Annotated in this window: 16 protein-coding genes; 8 read left to right on the top strand and 8 right to left on the bottom strand. The window is 64.6% G+C overall.

The genetic code is table 11. From position 1 onward, the window contains the following. Nucleotides 1–52: 52 nt before the first annotated feature. Complete coding sequence (locus tag PV772_RS18015; RefSeq protein ID WP_347887047.1) at nucleotides 53–2,524, bottom strand: BTAD domain-containing putative transcriptional regulator; 2,472 nt, start codon at nucleotides 2,522–2,524, stop codon at nucleotides 53–55. A gap of 238 nt (nucleotides 2,525–2,762) precedes the next feature. On the opposite strand from PV772_RS18015, the gene PV772_RS18010 reads away from it, so the two are divergent. Beyond that, nucleotides 2,763–3,257 carry a hypothetical protein gene (locus tag PV772_RS18010; protein ID WP_347887046.1) on the top strand — a complete coding sequence of 165 codons (495 nt, stop codon included), beginning with the start codon at nucleotides 2,763–2,765 and terminating at the stop codon, nucleotides 3,255–3,257. Between the two features lie 92 nt (nucleotides 3,258–3,349). Further along, nucleotides 3,350–4,477, top strand: coding sequence for a 23S rRNA (uracil(747)-C(5))-methyltransferase RlmC (gene rlmC / locus PV772_RS18005; protein WP_347887045.1), 1,128 nt, complete (start codon nucleotides 3,350–3,352; stop codon nucleotides 4,475–4,477). A 21-nt stretch (nucleotides 4,478–4,498) separates the two neighbouring features. Here rlmC and PV772_RS18000 read toward each other — a convergent pair whose 3' ends face one another. Both PV772_RS18000 and PV772_RS17995 read right to left on the bottom strand, forming a co-directional pair. Then, nucleotides 4,499–5,119 (bottom strand): FMN-binding negative transcriptional regulator, encoded by a 621-nt coding sequence (locus tag PV772_RS18000; RefSeq protein ID WP_347887044.1) that lies wholly within the window; start codon nucleotides 5,117–5,119, stop codon nucleotides 4,499–4,501. Between the two features lie 18 nt (nucleotides 5,120–5,137). Continuing rightward, entirely contained in the window at nucleotides 5,138–6,064 is a 927-nt protein-coding gene (locus PV772_RS17995) for a DMT family transporter (RefSeq protein ID WP_347887043.1), read from the bottom strand. On the opposite strand from PV772_RS17995, the gene PV772_RS17990 reads away from it, so the two are divergent. From PV772_RS17990 to PV772_RS17975, 4 genes are all read left to right on the top strand, one after another. Further along, entirely contained in the window at nucleotides 6,063–7,475 is a 1,413-nt protein-coding gene (locus PV772_RS17990; RefSeq protein ID WP_347887042.1) for a PLP-dependent aminotransferase family protein, read from the top strand. The genes PV772_RS17995 and PV772_RS17990 overlap by 2 nt on opposite strands. Before the next feature lie 129 nt (nucleotides 7,476–7,604). Continuing rightward, nucleotides 7,605–8,624 (top strand): DUF6454 family protein, encoded by a 1,020-nt coding sequence (locus PV772_RS17985; RefSeq protein WP_347887041.1) that lies wholly within the window; start codon nucleotides 7,605–7,607, stop codon nucleotides 8,622–8,624. A 56-nt stretch (nucleotides 8,625–8,680) separates the two neighbouring features. Continuing rightward, nucleotides 8,681–10,375, top strand: a complete 1,695-nt coding sequence (locus tag PV772_RS17980) for an alkaline phosphatase family protein (RefSeq protein WP_307360674.1) — start codon at nucleotides 8,681–8,683, stop codon at nucleotides 10,373–10,375. 245 nt (nucleotides 10,376–10,620) lie between these two features. Next, entirely contained in the window at nucleotides 10,621–11,154 is a 534-nt protein-coding gene (locus tag PV772_RS17975) for a hypothetical protein (RefSeq protein ID WP_347887040.1), read from the top strand. A 13-nt stretch (nucleotides 11,155–11,167) separates the two neighbouring features. Here PV772_RS17975 and PV772_RS17970 read toward each other — a convergent pair whose 3' ends face one another. Then, the gene (locus tag PV772_RS17970) at nucleotides 11,168–11,995 is read right to left on the bottom strand and encodes an SDR family NAD(P)-dependent oxidoreductase (protein WP_246839749.1); all 828 of its coding nucleotides are present in this window, start codon (nucleotides 11,993–11,995) and stop codon (nucleotides 11,168–11,170) included. A 256-nt stretch (nucleotides 11,996–12,251) separates the two neighbouring features. Between PV772_RS17970 and PV772_RS17965 the strand changes: the two genes are divergently transcribed. Both PV772_RS17965 and PV772_RS17960 read left to right on the top strand, forming a co-directional pair. Further along, nucleotides 12,252–13,658, top strand: a complete 1,407-nt coding sequence (locus PV772_RS17965) for a gluconate:H+ symporter (RefSeq protein ID WP_141161262.1) — start codon at nucleotides 12,252–12,254, stop codon at nucleotides 13,656–13,658. After that, a complete protein-coding gene (locus tag PV772_RS17960) occupies nucleotides 13,658–14,269 on the top strand; it encodes a gluconokinase (protein ID WP_141180980.1) in 612 nt (203 codons plus the stop codon). Before PV772_RS17965 ends, PV772_RS17960 begins: the two co-directional genes overlap by 1 nt. An 80-nt stretch (nucleotides 14,270–14,349) precedes the next feature. Here PV772_RS17960 and PV772_RS17955 read toward each other — a convergent pair whose 3' ends face one another. The 4 genes from PV772_RS17955 to PV772_RS17940 form a co-directional block, all read right to left on the bottom strand. Then, the gene (locus PV772_RS17955; RefSeq protein WP_347887039.1) at nucleotides 14,350–15,264 is read right to left on the bottom strand and encodes a plastocyanin/azurin family copper-binding protein; all 915 of its coding nucleotides are present in this window, start codon (nucleotides 15,262–15,264) and stop codon (nucleotides 14,350–14,352) included. A 907-nt stretch (nucleotides 15,265–16,171) separates the two neighbouring features. Next, complete coding sequence (locus PV772_RS17950) at nucleotides 16,172–17,008, bottom strand: IS3 family transposase (protein ID WP_236802826.1); 837 nt, start codon at nucleotides 17,006–17,008, stop codon at nucleotides 16,172–16,174. Nucleotides 17,009–17,022: 14 nt separating this feature from the next. Next, on the bottom strand, nucleotides 17,023–17,349 hold the full coding sequence (locus PV772_RS17945) for a helix-turn-helix domain-containing protein (protein WP_236801951.1): 327 nt from the start codon (nucleotides 17,347–17,349) through the stop codon (nucleotides 17,023–17,025). A gap of 271 nt (nucleotides 17,350–17,620) precedes the next feature. Beyond that, complete coding sequence (locus tag PV772_RS17940; protein WP_015936345.1) at nucleotides 17,621–17,824, bottom strand: cold-shock protein; 204 nt, start codon at nucleotides 17,822–17,824, stop codon at nucleotides 17,621–17,623. Nucleotides 17,825–17,849 lie beyond the last annotated feature (25 nt).

The following is a 17,849-nucleotide window of genomic DNA, read 5'->3' as shown; positions in this document are numbered from 1 at the left end:
TCACACGGTGACCGCCTTCACGTCAGCAACGACGCAGACAACCACCGTGGCGTTACACCACTATGCGGGACTCCACTTGCGCCAATTCCAAAGCGGTGTCATATCGGCCGTTGTGATAGGCCACCCGTGACAGGACGATCAGGGCGCTGACCCGGGTCCGGTAACCTCTTCCGGGCGTGGTAAGTGCTTCCAAAGCCAGCCGTTCAGCCAGGACGAGGTCTTCGCTCTGCGCTGCCTGGACCGAAAGGCACATAAGGGACCAGGCGACGCCCTGCTGGTTTCCTGCCTCGCGAAACGTCTCGGCTGCCCGGTGATGTAAAGTTGCCGCCTGGTCGTACCGGCCCACAATCCAGGACAGAGTGGCGGCCCCGCTTAGTGCCGGCGCAAGCACAGCCGGAGGTACGTCCGGTGCGCGCTCCACCAGTTTCACTGCTTCTCGATACTGTTCCAACACGTTCCCCGTGAGCTCCCAGTAATGCCACAGGTGTCCTATCAGGCCCAGCGCCACCTCGTCAGATCCCCGTTGGCCGGTAGCCCACAGCAAGGCTGAGCGGAACTCCGCCGTATCAGCCTGCAGTTCGCGGAACGCGCTTATCTGGCCGTACCCCCAGAGCGCTGGAGCCAGTGTCTCCGCCAGTTGCAGGTAGTAGCTGGCATGGCGGCGGTAGACAGCATCTGCGTCCGCGCGCGCCAGCAGGCGCTGCCGGGCAAACTCACGGATGGAATGAAGGACACCGACACGTTCGTTGCCTTCCGTGTCTGTGTAACAGCGGACCAGGCTATGGCTAAGGAGGACACCAAGGGCGGCATCCTCTGCCTGTCCCGAATCAGCCGCACAACAACAGATGCTGCGGACGGCAGTCGTGGTCGGGTTGGCAGCAAAGACCCCAAGGTGGTCGAAGAGCTCCTGTTCGGCTTTGCCCAGCAAGCGGTAGCTCCAAGCGATGGTCGCTGTTATTGTCTGTTGCCTTCCGGGAAGGTCCCGGAAGGCCCCGGGAAGCGATGTGAGCCCTTGTTCGAGCTCGCCGAGCAACTCCTCCAGGCTGTGATGGCGGAGTTGTGCGGCTGCCAGCTCAATGGCAAGCGGCAGGCCGTCTACCCGGTGGCAGACTCTGGTGAGTAATGAGGCGTTGCTTTCGTCAACCCCGAAGTGCCGGACAGCGCGGCCGCGTGCAAGGAACAGCTTGACGGCAGGAACCTCGCGAAGCACGTCAGGCGGGAGGATGTGGTCAAACGGAGGCAATGCGAGCGGCGGCAGCTCGAATTCATATTCGGCGCGCAGTCCCAGGCGCCTCCTGCTGGTAGCCAGAATGCGCAGCTCCGGAGCCCCGGTCAACAGGTCCAGCACAACCGGCCATGCCTTCTCCAGGTGCTCGAAGTTGTCGAGCACCAGCAGGAGCCGTCGTTGCCGCAGGAACCGGGAAGCCATCTTGAGCGGTCCGTCCGCGCCAAAATCCCCAAGGCCCAGGCTGGAGGCAATGGCTGCAGGGACCTGCTCCGGGTGGGTCAACGGTGCCATGCTCACCCAGCCCACGCCGTCGTCCATCGTTTCGCCGATATGGGAGGCGACGGCCAAGGCAAGCCGTGTCTTTCCTGTTCCACCGGGTCCTGTGACCGTCACCAATCTGCAGCCCTCTTGTTTATAGAGCGAACAGACCTCCTCAAACTCCGAGTCCCGTCCGAGCATCGGCGTGACAGCAGGAGGCACACTGTTGACCTTCTCTGCCTGCCGCAGGAAACCGACGGCCGGGGCGTCCAAGGACTGGTCCTGCTGCAGGACCAGGATTTCAAGCTCCTTCAGCCGCTCTGACGGATCGATACCCAGATCCTGAACCATCACCTTCCTGGCGGACCTGCACGCTGCGAGCGCATCCCCCTGCCTGCCGTCGCGGTAAAGGGCCAGGGCCAAAGATTCCCACAGCTTTTCACGGTAGGGATGGTTGGTTACCAGCCGCTGCAGGTCTCCCGTCAGCAAGGAGTGGCGGCCGCGGGCAAGCTCGATGTCTGCCAGGTTTTGGTAGGTGTCCAGCTTCATTTCCTCGAGCTGGTCCAGTTCGGCTCTGAAGGCCTGGATGTCGGCAAGGTCCGGGAACGGGCTCCCTCTGAACAGTCGGACAGCCTGGCGGAAGCACGTGGCAGCGCCGGGCAGGTTTCCTTCCAGGGCTGCGTTCTGGCCGAGAGCTACCAACGAGCGGAACTGGAGCAGGTCAAGTTCGTCTTCCCCGACCACCAGGCTGTAGCCACCGGGACGGCTGAGCAAATGGCGTGCTCCCACGCCGGGCGGCCTGCCCGGTTCCAGCAGTCCCCGCAGATTCGCCAAGTACACCTGCATCTGCGGCCCCGGACGCGCCGGCGGGTGATCGCCCCAAAGAACATCTGCCAGGAAGTCGGCAGTCACCACGGAGTTCGCCCTGAGGGCAAGGCATGCCAGGACGGTCCGCTGCTTGCCGCCTTTGACCACAACGGGCGATCCGCCGGCAATGACATCCAGCGGCCCGAGGGCCCCTATCCGCAGTGCACCCATCGCACAGCCCCTCACGAGCAGCCGTCCGGACCGGATACGAATTCGTCCAGCCCCGGCGGACCAACCGACCAGCGGCCCCAGCGCCTGCCCGTGGCGACGCGGATGACGCGCGCCACATCAACCCCAATCATGCTCCCGGTGCTGGCCCCGGTCCAGAGCCCGCAAGCCAATTAAGGATCGCTTAAGTCCCACGCGGGATGGTTGCAGTGCCCATCCGCAAAAAATGAAAGGAACTCCGATGAAATCGACGATGATGCGCACGCTGGTCCCGGCCACCCTTGCCGCGGCGGCAGTTGTGATCCCCGCCCAGGCAGCTAACGCAGACACCCGTATGGATTTTCCAGCCGGAACAGGGTGTGCGTTTCCCTTGAGATGGGATGCTACGGGAGGAAACCTCATCGAGAGGGACTTTTACGACAGGTCGGGCAATCCCGTACGCGTACTGAGCGCAGGGAAAGGGACGCTGAATACGTACACCAACTTGAACAACGGAAAATCCATCAGCATCAGGACGGATGGCTCCGTCACTAGTACCGAGTTCAACCCTGACGGGACCATAACGGTGACGGCCACTGGGCACAACGGGCTGATCATGTTCCCCACCGATGTTCCCGCAGGCCCGACCACAACCCAGTACACCGGGAAGATCGTGTACACGATCGACACAATGGGCACCTTCAAATTGGTGAGCACAACGGGCAGGGCACTTGACGTTTGCGACGCCCTTAAGTGATGGCACAACGGACGACGCCGGCACTTCCCCAAGTGCCGTCGTCGCACCTTCCCGTCCTGGCCGGGAAGGCGACCGGGTAAACTTGTGCAGTCATGCGCTGTTCCTACTTTGATGCCGGCACCTGCCGCTCCTGCACCCACATGGGCAGGCCGTACGGCGAACAGCTGGCCGGCAAGCAGCTGCACTGCCAGGCCCTCCTCGCCGGACACACGGAACTGGAGTGGCTGGAGCCCGTGGCCAGCCAGGAGTCCGGCTTCCGCAACAAAGCCAAGATGGTGATCGGCGGGACGGCACAAAACCCCACCATCGGAATCCTCGACGCTGACGGGCACGGCGTGGACCTGCGCAAATGCGGCGTTTGCTCCCCCGGCCTGCGCGCCGTCTTCCCGGTGCTGGCCACCTACATCCGCCGCCTCCGCCTGACCCCCTACGACGTTCCGAAACGCACCGGGGAACTCAAGCACGTCATCATCACCGAGTCCCCCGCCGGTGAGGTGATGCTCCGCCTGGTCCTCCGCTCCGAGCAGACCCTGCCACGGATCCGGAAGCACCTCCCCGAACTCCTGGCCGACCTGCCGCAGGTCAAGGTGGTCTCCGTCAACCTGCTCCCGGAGCACAAAGCGGTGCTCGAAGGCGACCGCGAGATCCTGCTGACGGAGCAGTCCACCCTGGAGATGCGGGTCAATGACATCAACCTGCACCTGCGGCCGCAGAGCTTCTTCCAGACCAACACCGGCATGGCCGCGGCCCTGTACCGGCAGGGGCGGGAGTGGGTCAACGAGCTGGCGCCGGCCTCGGTGTGGGACCTGTACTGCGGCGTGGGCGGTTTCGCGCTGCACAGCGCTGCCCCGTCCCGTACAGTCACCGGCATCGAGACCAGCAGCGAGGCGATCGCCTCGGCCCGGCTCAGCAGTGACGAGGCTGGCCTGGCAGGCATGGAGTTCCAGGCCGGCGACGCCACCGCGTTCGCCCTCGCGGCGGAGCGGTCACCGGACCTGGTGATCGTGAACCCGCCGCGGCGCGGCATCGGCAAGGAGTTGTGCGGCTGGCTGGAGTCCTCGGACGTGCAGCACGTGGTGTACTCCAGCTGCAACGCCCAGTCGCTGGCCCGTGACCTGGCCGCGCTCCCTTCCTTTACCGCCCGGCGTGCCCGTGTCCTGGACATGTTCCCGCAGACCACGCACTACGAGGTCATGGTGCTGCTGGAACGGACGGCCTAGCGCCGTCCGGTAGCCCCGGGCTCAGGTGCGGACGCGTTCGACGGCGGCCGCACCGGCTTCGCGCCCGATCGACCGGAGGCCCGCCGCCACCCCCGCGGCGTCGGCTGCGGAGCGGTTCTGGCTCAGTTTCTCCTTCGCCTCGATCCGGCTGACCACCAGCTCCACGCCCACGATCGCGCGCAGCTGCCCGGCGACGAATTTCCCCGGAGCGTCGTCAACGGCCCACGGATCCTGCCGGCCGCCCTCATGCAAGGCCGTCAGGTGCCGGACGTGCCATGCCAGCCAGCCGGCATCGTCATGGACCACCAGCTCCCCGTAGACATGCGCCGTGCTGTAGTTCCAGGTGGGGACCACCCGGCCGTGTTCGGCTTTGGAGGCATACCACGACGGAGAAACGTAGTCGTCCGGGCCCTGGATGATGGCCAGCGCTTCACCTGTAGGCGCAGTGGACCACTGCGGGTTGTTCCGGGCCATGTGCGCCTGGAGGGCACCGTGCTCCCCCACCTGCGGATTGAACGCGAAGGGCAGCAGCGTTGCCAGCAGGCCGCCGTCGGTCATGGTCACCAGGTTGGCAGCGCCGGGGTGCGCCAACAGGTTCCGGACGGCGTCGGGTTCGGCGGCGAAATGGGAAGGAATGTACATGGGAGTCCTTTCAGGTGGTCAGGCGGTTGCCTTGAGCCGGACGCGGACGGCCGCCGCGGCACAGAGGATGACGGCAAGGGCGCCGATGGCGGTGGTCCACGTCAGTGCCTCCCCCAGCAGGAGCGCGGCCCAGCAGATACTCAGGATGGGCTGAAGCAGCTGGATCTGGCTCACCTGTGCCATAGGGCCGATCGCCAGGCCGCGGTACCAGGCGAAGAAGCCAAGGAACATGCTCACCACGGCCAGGTAGCCGAACGCCGCCCACTGGATTGGACTGGCCGACGGCGGCTGGCCCTGGACGGAGGCCGCGGCCAGGACCAGCATGGCCGGCGCGGCGAGGACCAGCGCCCAGGCGATGGTCTGCCACGAGCCGACTTCCCTGGCCAGCAGGCCACCCTCCGCATATCCGACGGCGGCGCAGGCCACGGCCCCGAGCAGCAGGAGGTCCGCCCAGTGCAGGTGGCCGATACCGCCCGCCTGCAGGAAGGCGAAGGCAACCGCTGCCAACGAGCCGAGTACAGTCACGGCCCAGAAGGCCGCCGTTGGCCGCTCCCCCGTCCTCAGCACCGCGGCAGTGGCCGTGGCGGCGGGCAGGAGCGCAATGACCACGGCACTGTGCCCGGCCGGCACCGCGGTAAGCGCGTAGGACGTAAGCAAAGGAAAGCCTGCGACGACGCCGCCGGCCACGAGCGAAAGGCGCAGCCAGGTGCGTGGGCGCGGCAGCCGCTGCCGGGTGATCGCGAGTGCTGCGGCGGCAAGGACGGCGGCCGCCACTGCACGGCCGGAACCGATGAACAACGGCGGCAGGCCGGCGACGGCCACCTTGGTGAAGGGAACCGTGAAGGAGAAGGCCGCGACACCCATCAGGCCCCACCAGATCCCGGAGGACCGCCGGGACAGTATCACTGGGCTCTCCAGCACAGTAGCGCTACTATGTTCTCTCATGAACAACGATAGCAGTTCAAGGATCGTGGCGGCACTCCGGCAGTGGGTTGCGGAAGCGGCCCCGGGAGCGAAACTGCCCTCCACCCGGCAACTGGTGGCCGAGTACCACGCGAGCCCGGTGACGGTCCAGAAAGCCCTGCAGGCACTGGCTTCGCAGGGCCTGATCGACAGCCGGCCCGGCGTCGGGACGTTCGTCCGCGCCGTACGCACCGCCCGCCCGTCGGACTACGGCTGGCAGACCGCGGCGCTGCGTTCTCCCTCATCGCCGCTTCCGCCGTCGTCGGGCACCATGCGGACGGTCCCCGCCGAGGCCATCTGGTTCCACTCCGGCTACCCGGACCGGGAGCTGTTGCCGGAGCGGCTGGTCCGGTCCGCACTGGCCCGCGCTGCCCGCGGCGACGCCGCGCTGTCCCGGCCACCTGCCGCCGGCATGCCCGAACTGCAGCAGTGGTTCGCCCAGGAGCTCGGCTCGGCAACCCCGTCCGGGACCACGCCACCAACGCCCAGTGACGTGATCGTGCTGCCGGGCAGCCAAAGCGGACTCAGCTCCATCTTCCGGGCCCTGGTGGGCGCCGGGCAGCCGCTGCTCATCGAATCGCCGTCGTACTGGGGCGCCATACTCGCCGCCGCCCAGACCGGGGTGCGGCTGGTCCCGGTGCCCACCGGGCCGGACGGCCCGGACCCCGCCGACGTTGACCGCGCCTTTACGGAGACTGGAGCGCGGGCGTTCTACGTGCAGCCCAACTATTCCAACCCCACGGGCGGGCAGTGGGCGCCGGGCCGTGGCGACGAGATCCTGGACGTTGCCCACCGGCACGGCGCGTTCCTGGTGGAGGACGACTGGGCCCACGACTTCGGCATCACTTCAAACCCCCTTCCGTTGGCCACGCGCGATGATTCCGGCCACGTGGTCTACATCAGATCCTTGACCAAGAGCGTGTCAACGGCCATCCGCATTGCCGCCGTGATCGTGCGCGGGCCGGCGCGCGAACGCATCCTGGGCCACCGCGCCGCCGAGTCCATGTATGTCAGCGGACTCCTGCAGGCTGCGGCACTGGACGTGGTCACGCAACCAGGATGGCAGACCCACCTGCGGAGCCTCCGCCAGCAGCTCCATTCCCGCCGCGACCTGCTGGCCACCAGCATCCGGGAACACGTCCCGCAGGCACACATCGACAACCTGCCCAAAGGCGGGCTCAACCTGTGGGTGCGCCTCCCGGACACCACCGACCTTCCCAGGCTGGCGCGCGACTGCGAGGACGCCGGAGTGATCATCGCCGCCGGCACCGAGTGGTTCCCGGCCGAGTCCGCCGGAGCGTTCATCCGCCTTAACTATTCCGGCCCGAACCCGGGCGCCTATCCCGAAGGCGCCCGGATCATTGGCGAGGCCATGGCCCGGAACAGCGGCTAGGCACCGGCCCCGCGCGCCAACCCGTTAGCCCGGCGCCAGCCGTCGTTCACCGGGCCGCCACTCCCGGTTCATTACCCATTAGTAACTTGAGAGCTCCTGTTGAGACCCCAACCTTAAGAGGCCCCCTCCATGAGCTCCACACCAAACCGGCGCGCCCTGACCCTGGCCGCGTCGCTGATAGTTGCCGCCTGCGCGGCTGCCGGCGCTGCCGCGGCGCAGGCCAATGTCCCGGAGCAGGGCACCAGCCCAGCCGCCGGAACCCACCATGAAACCTCCACGGAACTGGCCAACGCGTTCGACGCCGTCAACCGCAACACCGCCTGGCAGCAGACGTCCAAGCTGAAACTGAACTTCCCCACCTACCACACAGAGGGAATCGCCTACAGCCAGGACCACATCTTCCTCTCGGCCGTGCAGATTTTCGAACCCACCGCCAAGTACCCCACTCCGCAGGGCGGCTACGACCGCACGCCCGGCAAGGGCATCGGACATCTGTTCGTCATGGACAAGGCCGGCAACCTGCAAAAGGACATCACCCTTGGCGAGGGCGACATGTACCACCCCGGTGGCATCGACTTTGACGGCACCAACGTGTGGGTGCCGGTGGCCCAGTACCGGCCGGACAGCAGCGCCATCATCTACAAGGTTGATGCGCAGACCCTGGACGTGCACAAGCAGTTCGAAGTCAAGGACCACTTCGGCGGCATTGTCCTGGACAAGCAGACCGGACACTTGGTGGGCAACACCTGGGGCTCCCGGCGGTTCGCGGAGTGGGACCTGCAGGGCAAGCAATTGTCCACGTGGGAAAACCCGAACTACTTCATCGATTACCAGGACTGCCAGTACGTACCCAATGCGAAGATGCTCTGCGCCGGAGTGACCAACCTCCCGCAGACTCCCTCCGCCGGGGGCACAGCAGCTACCTATGAACTGGGTGGCATGGCGATGATCGACCTGAAGTCCCATGAGGTGACCCGCGAGGTCCCGTTCCAGCAGTGGTCCACCGCCGGGCACGTGGCCACCCGCAACCCGTTCAAAATGACCGCCGACGGCAACCACCTCAGCATGACGGTGGCCCCGGACAACGGTGAAGAAGGCAACGGCACGGAAATCCTCACCTACGAAGCCGACGTCACCCCGGCCAAATAGCCCCAGACCCGCCGCTCCCCGCGGCGCCCGCATCACCTGAAACGATTGGATACCCCATGCCATCCATGGCACCCCCCACCCGAAAAAGAATTGCAGCCGCCACCGGCGCGGCAGCACTCGCCGCTTCAGCCCTGACGGCCGGACTCGTCGGCTTCAGCGCCGCACCCGCGACTGCCGTTACGGCTCAGGGCAACACCGCCACGCCGATCAAGCATGTGGTGGTGCTCTTCCAGGAAAATGTCTCCTTTGACCACTACTTCGCCACCTACCCCAACGCGGCCAACGCTCCTGGCGAAACCCAACAGGGTACCGGCACCGCAGCGGCTGCCTTCAAGGCATCCGAGGACACCCCCAAGGACATCAACACCCTCGCCAGCGCTGGCCTGCTGGCCCCGAACAACCCCAACTCCGTCCAGCCGGCGCGGCTGTCCCCAATGCAGGCTGTCACCTGCGACCAGGACCATGAGTACACGGCCGAGCAGAAGGCGTACAACGGCGGCCTGATGGATAAATTCGTGGAGTTCACCAGCAAGGACGCCTGTGCACCGAACCAGTACGGGCGCCCCGGGCTGACGATGGACTATTACGACGGCAACACGGTCAGCGGGATCTGGAACTACGCCCAGAACTATGCCATGAGCGACAACCACTTCAGCACCGTTTTCGGCCCCTCAACCCCTGGCGCGCTGAACCTGGTCTCCGGCCAGACCCACGGCGTGAAGGAATTCACCGCCGCCGGCCAGCCGGTGAAGCCCACCGCCAGCGACTACACGGTCCGCGTCCCGGACGCCAACGGCGTCGGCACCATGATCAATGACCCGGACCCGGTCTACGACGACTGCTCCAACAACAGCCACGCCAAGGCCAACAACCTGGCCGGCATGACCGGCAAGAACATCGGCGACCTGCTCAACGACCAGGGCGTGTCCTGGGGCTGGTTCCAGGGCGGCTTCGCGCCCACCACAGCGGCAACTGCCACTACCCCGGCGGCCTGCAAGGGCACCCACAACAACGTAGCCGGCGTCTCCAGCACGGACTACAACCCGCACCACCAGCCCTTCCAGTACTACGCCTCCACCGCCAACCCCCACCATCTCGCCCCGGCGAACGACGCAGAAATCGGCCACAACGGCCAGGCCAACCACCAGTACGACCTGACCGACTTCAGCAAGGTGGTCAACAGCGACAATATGCCTGCCGTGTCCTTCCTGAAGGCCTCCAACTTCCAGGACGGCCACGCCGCCTACTCGGACCCGGTCGATGAGCAGAACTTCGTCACCAAGACAGTCAACGAGATCCAGCAGTCCAAGAACTGGGAGGACACCGCCATCGTCCTCGCCTACGACGATTCCGATGGCTGGTACGACCACGTCGCCGCCAAGGTGAAGAACGCCTCCAACAGCCCCGACGACGCCGCATGGTGCCAGAACGCCGCAGCGAACGGCGTCCCCGTGGCCGGCGGCTACGCCGACCGCTGCGGACCCGGCCCCCGCCAGCCGCTGGTGGTCATCTCCCCCTTCGCGAAGAAGAACTTCGTGGACCACACTGAAACAGATCAGGCCTCGATCCTGAAGTTCATTGAGGACAACTGGCACACCGGACAGGTCGGCGACTCCTCGGCCGATGCGACCGCCGGGTCAATGGAGGCAATGTTCAACTTCCACCACGAGCGCAACGACAAGGTCCTGCTCAACGAGCAGACAGGCGCGGTCGCCTCGATCACCCACAACGGGCACCCCGCGGGCCAATGACATAACCCTCTTCACAGCATGAACGGCGGAAGCGCTGCCCGGCAGGAGCCGGGCAGCGCTTCCTCCGTTAATGGCTCAAGATTTGCGCTTAATCCGTTCTCCGCCAGAAGGCGAAGCTACGCTGGCCGTGCCATCCGCATCCAGCACACGCCATTGGGGGACGCATGCCTGCCTTCCGGAACTGTCCGTTGCCTTTCCGCCCGTACCGAAGGGACAAGGCGCCTGCCACGGCAGGGCCCCGGCAGGTGACTTTGCGCGTCGGGGCCGGGGCTGCCGTCGTCCTCATGCTGGCCGGCTGCTCAACCCAGGCTTCGCTGTCCCTTGCTGGCAGCCCCGCCAGTGAAGCCGCCACGGCAACTCCTGCCGCGAAAGCGGCCGCCGACCAGGCAGCAGCCGAACAGGCAGCGAAAACAGCGGCAGAAAAGGCAGCTGCTGCCAAAGCTGCGGCGGACAAGGATGCCGCAGACAAAGCCGCTGGAGAGGCTGCAGCCCGGCAAGCCGCCGAAACCAAGGCAGCCCAGGACGCGGCCGCCGCAAAGGCCGCAGCGGAAGCGGCCGCCAAGGCCGCCGCGCCTCCCGCGCCGGCGGCTCAGCCCGTGCCGGGGACGAATCCAGGCTGCGACCCCAACTACTCAGGGTGCGTGCCCATCGCTTCAGATGTGGACTGCGCCGGCGGTAGCGGCAACGGGCCGGCGTACGTGCGCGGGCCCGTCCAGGTCATTGGCCGCGATATCTACGGCTTGGACGCGGACCACGACGGAGTGGGCTGCGAGCGGTAGGACCCGCAGCGACTCAGGCGCGGACCTTGACCAGTTCTTCGCTCTTCTCCCACAACCCGCGCGCCAGTTCAGCGTCGTAGGCCTGGGCGGAAGCCTTGGCCAGGGCCCGCTTGGCGTAGTAGGCGCCGGAGATCCAGTCCGTTCCTGCGGTGCCGTTAATGAGCCAGAGCATGGTGTCGGCCCCCTGGTCCGGGCTCAGCATGAAGCGGTTCAGCAAGGTGGTGTAGGCGTGCCGCCACGGACTCCCGGACTCCGCTGCGAAGTTGGTGCGGACCACGCCCGGGTGGAATGCCGCCGTCGTGATTCCCTGGTCATGGAAGCGGCGGTGCAGTTCGGAAGTGAAGAGGATGTTGGCGAGCTTGCCCGTGCCGTAGGCGCGGTTGGTGCTGTATCCGTATTCGGCATTGAGGTCGAAGAGGTCCAGTTTGCCGAAGTTGTTCGCGGCGCTGGAGGTGTTGATCACCTTGGCGCTGCTGGCAGTGAGGGTGTCCATGAGAAGGGTGGTCAGGAGGAACGGCGCCAGGTGGTTGACCTGGAACGTCGACTCGTTGCCGTCCACGGTGAGCGTCCGCTTGCCCATGATCCCGCCGGCGTTATTCGCCAGGACATCGATGCGCGGGTACTTGTCCTTGATTTTCGCAGCAAGGTCCCGGACCTGTGACAGCTGGGCGAAATCGGCCAGGTAGTAGTCGGCGCCGATGTCCCCGGCCAGGGCGCGGGTCTTCTCGGCGGAACGGCCTACCACGACCACCTGCTCCCCCGCCCTGGCCAGCGTCCGCGCGGCTGCGGCTCCGATGCCGTCGCTGGCGCCGGTAATCACAATGGTGCGTGGAGCAGTCACGGGGTGTCCTTTGGTTGGCCGGCGGCGCGCCGGCATGGCACGCCAAGGGGGATAACGACGGCGGGACGGCAGGTGTTCCCGGGCGCTGGCCTCCCCGCCGCCCCGCGGCGGCATCGCGGCACGTTGGGAGGCAGTCCGGCGCACCTGCAGGCAGGAGTAAATGTCCTACTTATTCACTTTTGGGGTGTCATACGTCATACTTATTGCGGCAGCCACCAGTTTCGTTGGCCGCCCTACCCCATATCGAGGAAGCAACATGCAATCCCTTCTCCTTCCCGCCGCCACAGAGCCGTGGAACGGACACGACACCCAACTGGTCGTAGTCGCCGCCATCGGCATTGCGCTGATCGTATTCCTGATCGTAAAACTCAAGCTCCATCCCTTCCTGTCGCTGGTCCTCGGATCGGCGTTCGTCGGCCTCGCCTCCGGGGTTGAACTAGGGAAGGTCATCAGCAACTTCGAAGACGGCGTGGGGGGCACGCTGAAAGAAGTTGGCCTGCTGATCGCGCTCGGCGCCATGCTGGGCAAGCTCCTGGCAGATTCCGGCGGCGCCAACCGCGTCGTGGACACCCTGCTCGGCAAAGTGTCCCCGAAGGTCCTCCCCTGGGCCATGGCCCTGGTCGCCGTCATCATCGGTTTGCCGATGTTCTTCGAAATCGGCCTCGTGCTGCTGCTGCCCGTCATCGTCCTGGTGGCCCAGCGGTCGGGCCGGAAGCTGATGCGCGTAGCCATCCCGGCCCTCGCCGGCCTCTCCGTCCTGCACGGCCTTGTCCCGCCGCACCCGGGCCCCCTCGTGGCCATCTCCAGCCTGAACGCCCCGTTGGGCATCACCCTGGCCCTAGGGCTCCTGATCGCCATTCCCACGGTCATCATCTGCGGCCCGCTGTTCGCCATTTACGCTGCGCGCTGGGTCCCGGTGGATGCCCCGAAGGTGGCCGGCGGCATCGATACCGAGCACACCCAGGCCGACCCCGACGTCAAGCGCCAGCCCACATTCCTCATCACCCTGCTGACCATCGTCTTCCCTGTGGTGCTGATGCTCCTTAAGGCCGTGGTGGACATTGTTGACCCCAACGCCAAGAACCCAAGCGCGGCCCGCGTCTTCTTCGACTTCATCGGTGAACCGTTGGTTGCCATGACCCTGGCGGTCCTGCTGGCCCTGGTGACGTTCGGCTACGCCGTCGGCTTCACCGGCACCAAAATCGGAGCCAAGATCGGCGCCTCCGTCGGGCCCATCGCAGCCGTGATCCTGATCGTGGGCGCAGGTGGCGGTTTCAAGCAGACCCTCATCGGCGCCGGAGTGGGCGATGCGGTTGCCAAATGGGCCACCGGAGCCAATATCTCCGTCCTGGTCCTGGGCTTTCTTATCGCAGTGGCTATCCGGCTCGCAACCGGTTCAGCCACGGTGGCAACGGTGACGGCGGCAGGCATCGTAGCGCCCCTCGCAGCAAGCCTCTCCCCCGGGCACGCAGGCCTGCTGGTCCTCGCTGTGGGCGCCGGTTCCTTGTTCCTCTCCCACGTGAACGATGCCGGCTTCTGGCTGGTCAAGGAACTCTTCGGCCTGACCGTTGGCCAGACCTTCAAAACCTGGTCCGTCATGGAAACCCTCATCTCCGTGGTCGGGTTCGCGCTGGTCATGATCCTGTCCGTGGTGATCCCTTGATGGACGCCGCGATCACTCCCGGCTCCGTCCAGCAGCCGGTCCTGGTCATCATGGGCGTATCCGGGTCCGGCAAGTCGACGGTGGCGGGTATCCTGGCCGGCCAGCTCGGCTGGGACCTGGAGGAAGGAGATGACCTGCACCCGGCCGAAAACGTGGCGAAGATGGCTTCCGGGATCCCGCTGACCGACGAGGACCGCTGGCCCTGGCTGGACACGATTGCCTCGTGGATCATCGAGCACACGATGGCCGGCATCCCCGGCATCATCACCTGCTCAGCTTTGAAAAAGATCTATCGGGACCGGCTCCGCGAGAAAAACGTCGTCTTCGTGCACCTGTCCGGTTCCAAGGAACAGATCGGCCGCCGGCTGACGGCGCGGATGGACCACTACATGCCCCCGTCCCTGCTGGATTCGCAGATCGCCACGCTTGAGCCGCCGGGGCCGGACGAGAACACCATCGTGGTGGATGTCGGGCGCACTCCCGCCGAAGAAGCCGCAGAAGTCGTCAGGCGCCTGGGCCTCTCACCGGCGTCCGGTTCAACCGCACTGGGCCACCCCCACCCCGGCCGGTCATCCGCGGCGGGGCAGCCCGGGGACACCGCCGGCGCGTAGGCCTGCCCGCGCCGGCAGGCGGCAGCACCGGCGTGCCCGGCTGGAACAGATGCTCCAGCCGGGCACGTAACCAGATTTCATCAGTCGACGACAATCACCTTGCCCACCATGCCCATGTAGTCATGGAGTGCGCAGATGTACTTGAAGGTGCCCTCCGTTTGGAACTTCACCTTAAAAACCGCGCCCGGCAGCAGGATTCCCGAACTGAGGTCGCCGCCCGAGAAATCCGTCGGGTCGCCGGACGGGGCGAAAATGTTCGCCGGCTCGTTGCCAAAAGTGACGGTATGGGGAGCGCCCATGCCAGTGTTCGCGAAAGTCACCCAGTCACCACGGTGCACCGTCACTGTTGGCTGGACGAAGCGCATGACCATCGCCACGCCGTCGTCACCGCCCGCCATGACCTTGTGGTTGCTTGCTTGCTCGGCCAGCGACTCGTCGAGCTGTTCGCCGTCACGAATGATGGACTGCGCCTGTACCCTGGATGCCCTGTTGTAGTCACCCTGGTTGTAGGGGTAATCGGTGCCACGGTCGCGCACGTGGACGGTACCCTTCATCATCTTTCCGTGGACCAGGCAATAGTAGGTGAAGTTACCCTCGCGCGGGAACGTCAGGCTGTAGTCCTTGACGGCCGGGAAGCCCGGTACGTCCACGTTGGCCATGATGCCCGAGTTGTAATAGTGCGTCCCGTCGTAGGAAGCCCCACCGACTGGTCCCAGTTCATTGGGATCGAATGGATTGAAGTCCGTCAGCGGCTGGCCCGCCGCCAGGAAGGTCACCGTGTGGATCTCCGCAGCGTTTGCGTGCCACATGACGGTGTCCCGCTCGTTGATGAAGATCTCCGAGGGAAGGAACGCCATCCCCTGGATTTCCTGGTCGCTGGACTCGGAGCCCACTTGCACGTGCCAGGTCCGGTGGCCCCCGTCGCCGGCCGAGGCCGGTCCCGCGACGGCCATGGAGGCCAGCAGTGAAACAGCGAATGCAACGATGAACGACAATATCTTGAATCTTGGATTGATTCCCCGATTATTCTTCATAGGAATGCTTTCTCGAACTGCCATCGGCCAGAGGCGATGAACAGCTGCAGCCGGTCCAACGCAGTGGACAACTGGCCGGACGGGCCGCTGTTTTCGGAGTGAAGGTGCCAGCTGCCGATGCCGGGGAGCGCGGGCAGCTGGTGCCGGCCGACTTACGTGCCGGACATGCACCACCCCATCTGGTGCCGCGTCATTGGAGTTTTCCAAACGCCGCCGTAGGCGTGGGATTGGCACGCTGCGTACGTACGCACCTAATAGATTGCTCCTTCAACAGTCCTTTGTCGAGGAGGAAATATTAGCCGGATGCCATTGCCGGTTTAACAAAAAGCAGGGCCTGCCGATGAATGAACTGGTCCCCGAAAGTTGGACTCTCAATATACGAGATCTCGAACGGGGGCCTATGAGCGGCTCGTCACGAAAGGCTTCGTCCCACTTGGGACGGAGCCTTTCGTGTGTCGAAGTTCTGTTGCGGGTACGTCTCCAGAACTGTTGAGTGAGACTATCGGGAGCTTTTCAATCCGTTTGTGATCTGTGTTTGCGCTTCCTGGACCGACCTAGCATGACGAGATTTGCCACTGTCAGGACAAGGGAGAGCGCAACCAGGACTACGTACCAGACGCGCATTTCACCCTCTGTTCGAGTAGCAAGAAACAACCAGATCAGAGCTGACACGAACCAGCCGACGACCTGGAACAAAAGGGCTCGTGGCCCGGGCAACTCCGGCTTTTTCCCGGGCTCGGTCAAGCCCATCCAGTCCGTCATACGCAACCCATAGTTGCGGCGCCCGCTGCGCGTCATGGCCCAACCCTAACCGACACCACGACAGTTGGAAACGGGGCTGCTATCGCCCCAGCGGTAACTGGATGGCCTAGGCCGCAAGCCTTTGAGCGCGGTACTGTACCGGGCTTAATCCCTTGAGTCTGGTGGAAATTCTTTCGGTGTTGTACCAATGCATGTACTCGTGCAGTGCAGTTTCTAGCGCTTCTATGCTGAGGAACCGGACACGGTGGAAGAGTTCTTCCTTCAGGTGTCCGAAGAAGTTCTCCATGACGGCGTTGTCGTAGCAGTTGGCTTTGCGGGACATCGATTGGACCGCGGCGGCGTCTGCCAAGAGTGTGCGCCAAGAATTGTGCTGATACTGGAACCCTTGGTCGGAGTGCACGAGGGGTTTCTGTCCGTCCTCCAGCGTGGCCAAGGCGGCGCGCAACGAGGTATTGACCAGCTCCAGGTTGGGCGACGTTCCGATCGTGTAGGAGATGATCTGCCGGTCAAACAGATCCATGATCGGTGAGAGGTATAGCTTCCGGTCACCAACACTGAATTCGGTCACGTCGGTAACCCATTTCTGGTTTGGAGCATCCGCTTCAAACTGCCGCTTCAGCAGGTTCGGGGCAAGGATGCCCTGCTCGCCCTGGTAGGAGTTGTACCGCTTCCTGCTCCGGACCTTGCAGACCAGACGGAGCGAACGCATCACCTTCAGCACAGTCTTCTTGGCGACCCTCCACCCTTGCTTGACCAGCTCAATGTGCACCCGGCGGTGCCCGTACCGGCCATGGTTCTTCTTGAAAATCTCCGTAATAGCGGCCTTCAAGGAGGCTCGTGGATCCGGGCCACTAAGCCGGGACTGGTGGTAAAAGAACGTGGACCGGGCCAACCCCGCCACATCCAGAAGAACCTCTAACCGGTGCTCAGCCTTGAGAGCGATGACAGCGCGAACCTTCAGCGCCGTTCCTCGTCCCTCAAGGCGTTTACTTTTCCCAGAAAGGCAACCTCCGCACGCAGCCTTTCGTTCTCACGCCGCAGCCGCTGCAGCTCAGGTTCCGGCTGCGCCGGCGTATCTGGATTCTTCCTTGGGCGGCCCTTAGGTTTCGGACGAAGGCCTTCCTCGCCCTGAGCACGATACTGCCCCGCCCACACGGCTATCAGATGTGGCGAGGACAGTTCGAGCTCTTTGGCCAGGGCGACCCTGGTCTCGCCAGCGATATACCGCTGCACAGCGTTGAGCTTGAACTCGAAGGAATACACTCGGCTGCTTGGCTTGGTCACAAGAGCAGTATCTCCACGAACGCGCCATCTGTCGTGCAAGCGGAGGACAGCTTTCCGACCCACACCGAGCCTTGTGGCCACAGCTCTCGAGCCCCAACCGATCTCAAACAACGCCACCGCGGCATCCCGCTGCTCCTCAGACAGCGAACTGCTCTTAAACATGAAACTGCTCCCCGTAAGTCAGAACTGAATTTTCAGTCCAACTTTCGGGGAGCAGTTCATGAACGGCAAGCCCTGCTTGGAAACCTAACGGTCCCGGATCCCTAGGAAATTAGAGAGCCTGGATGTTGGTGGCCTGGGGACCCTTGGGGCCCTGCTCGGTGTCGAAGGAAACCTTCTGGTTCTCTTCGAGGGAGCGGAAGCCGGAGGAGTTGATCGCGGAGTAGTGCGCGAACACGTCCTGCGAGGAGTCGTCCGGGGAGATGAAGCCGAAGCCCTTTTCAGCGTTAAACCATTTGACGGTACCAGTAGCCATTAATTTTGTCCTTCGTGAAGGTGGA

It is taken from the genome of Pseudarthrobacter sp. CC12, assembly GCF_039907755.1.
GTDB classification, from domain to species: domain Bacteria; phylum Actinomycetota; class Actinomycetes; order Actinomycetales; family Micrococcaceae; genus Arthrobacter; species Arthrobacter niigatensis.
Note: the sequence above shows the minus strand (reverse complement) of the source record. Positions and strands in the feature narration are given on the sequence as shown.

Bases quoted from the DNA above. Each gene is read 5' to 3' on its own strand.
- PV772_RS17990 (WP_347887042.1), top strand. From the start codon at position 6,063: ATGAACAACGATAGCAGTTCAAGGATCGTGGCGGCACTCCGGCAGTGG.
- PV772_RS17980 (WP_307360674.1), top strand. From the start codon at position 8,681: ATGCCATCCATGGCACCCCCCACCCGAAAAAGAATTGCAGCCGCCACC.
- PV772_RS17965 (WP_141161262.1), top strand. From the start codon at position 12,252: ATGCAATCCCTTCTCCTTCCCGCCGCCACAGAGCCGTGGAACGGACAC.
- PV772_RS17960 (WP_141180980.1), top strand. From the start codon at position 13,658: ATGGACGCCGCGATCACTCCCGGCTCCGTCCAGCAGCCGGTCCTGGTC.
- PV772_RS18000 (WP_347887044.1), bottom strand. From the start codon at position 5,119: ATGTACATTCCTTCCCATTTCGCCGCCGAACCCGACGCCGTCCGGAAC.
- rlmC (WP_347887045.1), top strand. From the start codon at position 3,350: ATGCGCTGTTCCTACTTTGATGCCGGCACCTGCCGCTCCTGCACCCAC.
- PV772_RS17940 (WP_015936345.1), bottom strand. From the start codon at position 17,824: ATGGCTACTGGTACCGTCAAATGGTTTAACGCTGAAAAGGGCTTCGGC.
- PV772_RS17985 (WP_347887041.1), top strand. From the start codon at position 7,605: ATGAGCTCCACACCAAACCGGCGCGCCCTGACCCTGGCCGCGTCGCTG.
- PV772_RS18010 (WP_347887046.1), top strand. From the start codon at position 2,763: ATGAAATCGACGATGATGCGCACGCTGGTCCCGGCCACCCTTGCCGCG.
- PV772_RS17995 (WP_347887043.1), bottom strand. From the start codon at position 6,064: ATGAGAGAACATAGTAGCGCTACTGTGCTGGAGAGCCCAGTGATACTG.
- PV772_RS18015 (WP_347887047.1), bottom strand. From the start codon at position 2,524: ATGGGTGCACTGCGGATAGGGGCCCTCGGGCCGCTGGATGTCATTGCC.